The following is a 5,008-nucleotide window of genomic DNA, read 5'->3' on the forward strand; positions in this document are numbered from 1 at the left end:
CATTGATCGCGTGTCTGTCTCCATCTAAGCTGCTCCTCTCTCCAAACCTGTGAGCCGGCTAAAAATGTTTGCCGCAGGCCATGCAGAGAAAATTGTTCGGAAAATGAATGTTAATGCGAAATGCAGGCTATAATCGGAGTCATATGGAAAATTTTTATTATATGTTTTTGAGGCGTTTCTTTCAACATCTTCGAGAATGAGACTGAGCATATGTCTTCGGTTCATTGTGGCCCTCCCGTTTGTGTTTGAGTCACATAATGATCTCGCTATTATCCATAGATGACCCAACCAGAGAGGCACTGGTCCTGCTATGCATTCTTGGAAAATGAATACATGCCTTCAGCAACCTGCTTGCTTGACCTCCAAGTTGCTGAACACACAAGAGCGAATCTGTTATGCTCAGGATATTTGGCCTTCTCCTCCCCCATCATCTGCTTGGATCGCTCCGCGCCTATGATCGCTTGACGAGATTCCCCTCCTCATCCAGATAACCGGCCTCGCGCATGAGCCGGCAGATGAGCACGTCATATGTTTCGGAAAGTTCCCGATCTCACCCAGGAGTTCACGGGTTGATGCCACAGGTAGAGGAAGGGTCTTCTAGTACCTTCCCTCCAGATCTATCGAGAAGTTTTCTGGAGTCAGAAGGCATCTCAGGAGAAAATAGTAGGAATAGAGATATATTTGTTTCTGTGTGGGGTACGCTCCCCCCTGAATGGCGGGTTTCCGCTACCCCTACACCCCCAGGAGGTTCTATCATGTCCACCGAACTCAGGCCAAGCGAGCTGGTCTACAGAGGCATAAAAGGCGCCGGCATAGACCTTGTCGTCTCCGTTCCATGTGTGAACCTCCAGGAGCTTCTGTGCCTTCTATCCTCTGATCCGGATATCATTCACATACCCGTCACAAGAGAGGAGGAGGGCATAGGTGTGTGCGCAGGTGCATACATGGGCGGCAGGAGGCCGGCGATTGCGATGCAGAACTCAGGTCTTGGAAACAGCATAAACGCCCTGGCATCCCTGAACATGCTCTACGGGATACCGCTGCTCATGGTAATAAGCCATCGCGGTACTCCTGGGGAGCGTCTCGTGGGCCAGATCCCCATGGGGCGACTGACAGAGCCGCTGCTGAACGCTATGGGCATCAAATTCTTCCGCCCCCGACCACATGAGGCAGAGGAGATTGTAAAGGACGCGTGGAATCTTGCAGCGAATGAAAGGCGCCCTGTCGCGGTTCTGCTTGACATACAGTTCTGGGAGGGCAGATGAGAAGGATAGATGCGATAGCGATCGTGGCAGAAGCAGCAGAGAGATCGGATGCTCTCGTTGTCTGCAACCTGGGTTATCCGAGCAGGGAGCTCTTCTTCGTCAGAGACAGGCCGGAGAACTTCTACATGCTCGGATCTATGGGCCTGGCCTCTTCGATCGCTCTCGGTCTGTCGCTGGCGCTTCAGGATAGGAGGGTGATCGCGATCGATGGTGATGGCTCTGTGCTGATGAACCTCGGCACGCTTGCGACCATCGCGAGCTTTGCATCATCCAATTACCTTCTCGTCGTGCTCGATAACCGTGTGTATGGTTCAACGGGCTGCCAGCCGACATGCACCTCCAGATGCACAGATCTGGCCGCTGTAGCGCGGGGGGCAGGTGTGAGGGATGTGAGGGTTGTCTCCGACGAGGAGGCGCTCAGGATGAGCCTCTCGGGGAGCGGCGTGGTTGTGGTCATTGTTGAGCAAGGAAACGCAGACGTCCCTGTGATTCCTCTATCCCCCCAGGAGATCCTGAGCAGGTTCATGGGGAGAGCCTCTCAACGCATGCGGAGATCCTGAAGCTCCCATCGAGTATCCTCTTTTTCAGAATCCTCGCCAGCTTCATGGCGCGGAGGCGGTCTGACTGTCTCAGCGTCACTGGAACGCCAAGACCATCCGGAGATCTTATCGAGCCCAGACGCGCGCGGAAGACGTCCGGGCAGAGCACCGAGCAGAGCCCGCAGTTGAAGCACAGGCTCCTGTCTATGCGCACCGGTCTTTTAATCGCGCCCATCGGGCAGCTGATCTCTGCTATGCAGTCCCTGCAATCCCTGCATGAATCCGATCGAACACGAACCGCCAGATCCACATCCTGCCAGACCTGCGCGTAATCCGCAACCCACAGAGGAGATCGTGTGCTGATGTCCATCACCGGCATCGGGATGGATTTCTCAGGAAGCAAAACAGCATCGAGAACATACCTGCTCAGAACAGGAACCGGCACAGCCCATGAGGTTATGCACTCCGGGCCTGCGGAGGTCACGAATCCGCCCATGAACTCAGGTATCATCTGATGCATGTCAGCGAACCCGGACAGATTCGGCCTCTCCGGAGTGCTTCTTGTTCCCGTCCCGATAACGAAACCCTCAGCCCCGTTTATGAGAACGCGCGTACCGACGCCTATGGTCTCGAGAAGTGGATCGTTCTTGAGGGGGTTCAGAATGCCACAGCCTGAGAATGATGCACCGCTCATGGCCGGAGGAAACGGGATCGCATGGAATATCGTGCTCTGGGCGTCACCTGTGTTCACGAACGCGGAGTAGTTCATGAAAGCGTGCCTCGTGCCGAAGAGCCTGGCATGCGGTATCTCATCGAGGGTGATATCTCTCGATATGCAGCGCCCATCTGATGTCTCAACATCCACGCAAACGCTTTTTCTCGCGACAAGATCCCTGAACAGATGGCCACCGCCGTACCTCTCGTCCCTGTGAGCGGTCCCGAAGACGATGAGATCCACATGCCCCAGCCTCTCGTTCGGACACGGCCCCACATGCGCCGGCACGCCATTGATCCGCGCGCTCACCGCGCGACTGAATGAACCCCTTTCCGCTAATCTGAATGAGAACACGGCATACGTCCCGCTCATGACGGCTCTCGTGGCTGTTGTGACCACATCGACATCCTGAAGCTCGGTGACCGCGCCCTCATCCACAAGAGCCCTCACCTCCTCGGCGGTGAGCACCGTCGCCTCTCCCCTGCGTATCCGCTCCTCTATCTCTACAATCGATCTCCTCATAGCGCCTCCACACTTCGTTGATGCTCATCATCCCTCATCTGAGGCGGATGGCATTTCACATGCGCAGAACAACAGAGCCTTCAGGGGTGTCGATCTAAAAAAGCATCTCCATGATAAATAATGCTCCGCCTCTGCAGGGGCGGAGCATCGCCGTATACCAGTAGTGGCGGATCTATCGAATCTCGAAGGTCGTGACCTCCTGTGTCTCTCCCACGCTGTTCAGGACTCCCGTGTATGTCTTCACATCCCCTCCGACCACTGTGCGCACTGTCCATCTCACCGCACCGACTCCGCCGCAGTCTTGGAAGTAGTTCACACTGACCTTATAAACACCAGGCGGCGCGCTGCCGGTCGGCCAGAATATGTTCTCAGGCTTGCCCATCTCGAAGTTGGAGCACATGTTGTCGCGATCCAGCTGCCCTCCCGACGGAACTTGGGTGTTGTCGTAGTAGACCAGATCTCCATTCGGGTCCTCCACGTAGAGGTCTATATCCGCGTTCGCATACCACGTCAGGGTGACCTGCACATCGCCTGTGTGGACCGATGTGGTTCTTCCGGTCCTTGCAGCAGCGGCAACAGCCGACCTGCATGGATACCCGCCCAGGAAGCATGGGGCGCCCTGGAGCGACGATTCATCCAGATGGTCGAACCGCAGAGTGTCCCCCGGGTTTACCTGGTAAACCTTCGTCTGCTTCGACTTGGCATGATGGCACGGAACGTACATAGGATCCCCGGGATTGACCTCTGATACATAGAGGAACTCGGTCAGAGTGTACGTGCCGGCAGGCACCCAGAAGCGTGTCCTGGTCTCGCTTGCAGTGCTTGATGGCATCACATCGTGCGCCAGTATAAGCCAGTTGCCCGGAGGTGTCCAGGAGTATGCAACAGATGGATCTCTGAAGACGGCGTTCTGTATGCATATGCCGTGCTCTGTATGTGTCGGAAGACGCCTGCAGCCCTCCTCGCCATCGCATGGACTGTAAGATACAGTGTTGTAGCGGTGTGTATTGATGACCTCGATCCAGCCGCCATTTCTCCTCATCCATTCATCGGCTCCGCTGACCAGAGCGTAGGGGGAGAAGTGATCGGTGAATACCGTCACAGTTCTCGCATCTGAGTCCACCGTGCCCGGTATCAGCTCCCATTTTCCGGAGGTGTCGTTGAAGGTCGTCACTCCTATGATTGTGTTCGGATCGACCCCCTCCGGAATCCTCAGGGTGATCTGCACAGGCCTCTCGAATACCGTGCCCTCAGGCCCAAGCTGATACACCTCGCCGGCAGGAGACAGACCATCAGCCAGCTCCGGCCTCATATCTGTCTTCTCTATGCTGACGACCATCGTTCCCGGAGTGCCATCCACGTTTGGCGGGACGGATCCTGCGGGTATCTGGACAGCAGCACCGCCAAAAGATACTGATCCGGACTGGCTGCCCGAAATGGTGGCAGATCCACTACCCTCCACTGGCTCCTCCGGCGCTCGCTCCTCTATCACTATGACACCAGGCGATGCAAGCGGATATCTGTCAACGCTGTCCCCTCCTGGAATGGCATACGGAGAGTCGCAGATCCCATCGCGGTTCGAGTCTGTGCAGGGATTATCGCTGTAGTAGTTCCCTCTAGTGCTCTTTAACATTTATTTTTAACCATATTGTAGTGTCTTTTGAGTTTTGCTCTGGCGTTGTCTTTGCTGAACTTCCAGCAAACAGTTGCGCGGATCGCATTTCGTTCCCGTTGCCAGATACTGATTTCGTCTCTCAGTTTGTTGATGTCAGGTATTCTTCGGTCCAAACACTGTTTTGATAGTGCCGAGAGCTCTATCTCAGCCATGTTGAGCCAGCTACCCTTTTTGGGAGTGTAATGGAACTCGAACCTTTTTGCGAGCTTGAAAGCGTCATCTGGAGGCATTGCGTCGTAGAATGAGCCCATGGTGTGAGTATTGAGGTTGTCCTGGACGACGATGATCTTCT

5 protein-coding genes are annotated in these 5,008 nt (G+C 55.2%); 2 read left to right on the top strand and 3 right to left on the bottom strand.

The genetic code is table 11. The annotated features are described in order from the left end of the window. The first annotated feature begins 755 nt into the window (after window positions 1–755). Together comD and comE are read left to right on the top strand one after the other, a co-directional pair. Window positions 756–1,265 carry a sulfopyruvate decarboxylase subunit alpha gene (comD, locus tag QFX31_RS08725; RefSeq protein ID WP_348531717.1) on the top strand — a complete coding sequence of 170 codons (510 nt, stop codon included), beginning with the start codon at window positions 756–758 and terminating at the stop codon, window positions 1,263–1,265. Then, a complete protein-coding gene (gene comE, locus QFX31_RS08730) occupies window positions 1,262–1,825 on the top strand; it encodes a sulfopyruvate decarboxylase subunit beta (RefSeq protein WP_348531718.1) in 564 nt (187 codons plus the stop codon). The genes comD and comE overlap by 4 nt, the downstream gene beginning before the upstream one ends. Here comE and QFX31_RS08735 read toward each other — a convergent pair. From QFX31_RS08735 to QFX31_RS08745, 3 genes are all read right to left on the bottom strand, one after another. Next, window positions 1,788–3,041, bottom strand: coding sequence for a methanogenesis marker 16 metalloprotein (locus QFX31_RS08735; RefSeq protein WP_348531719.1), 1,254 nt, complete (start codon window positions 3,039–3,041; stop codon window positions 1,788–1,790). The two genes, comE and QFX31_RS08735, sit on opposite strands and share 38 nt — an antisense overlap. A gap of 172 nt (window positions 3,042–3,213) precedes the next feature. Then, complete coding sequence (locus QFX31_RS08740; RefSeq protein ID WP_348531720.1) at window positions 3,214–4,674, bottom strand: hypothetical protein; 1,461 nt, start codon at window positions 4,672–4,674, stop codon at window positions 3,214–3,216. After that, on the bottom strand, window positions 4,668–5,008 hold a 341-nt coding region (locus QFX31_RS08745; protein WP_348531721.1), incomplete at its 5' end, for a transposase. The genes QFX31_RS08745 and QFX31_RS08740, both read right to left, overlap by 7 nt.

Origin of the sequence: Methanothrix sp., assembly GCF_030055635.1 — an archaeon.
Taxonomy (GTDB): domain Archaea; phylum Halobacteriota; class Methanosarcinia; order Methanotrichales; family Methanotrichaceae; genus Methanothrix_B.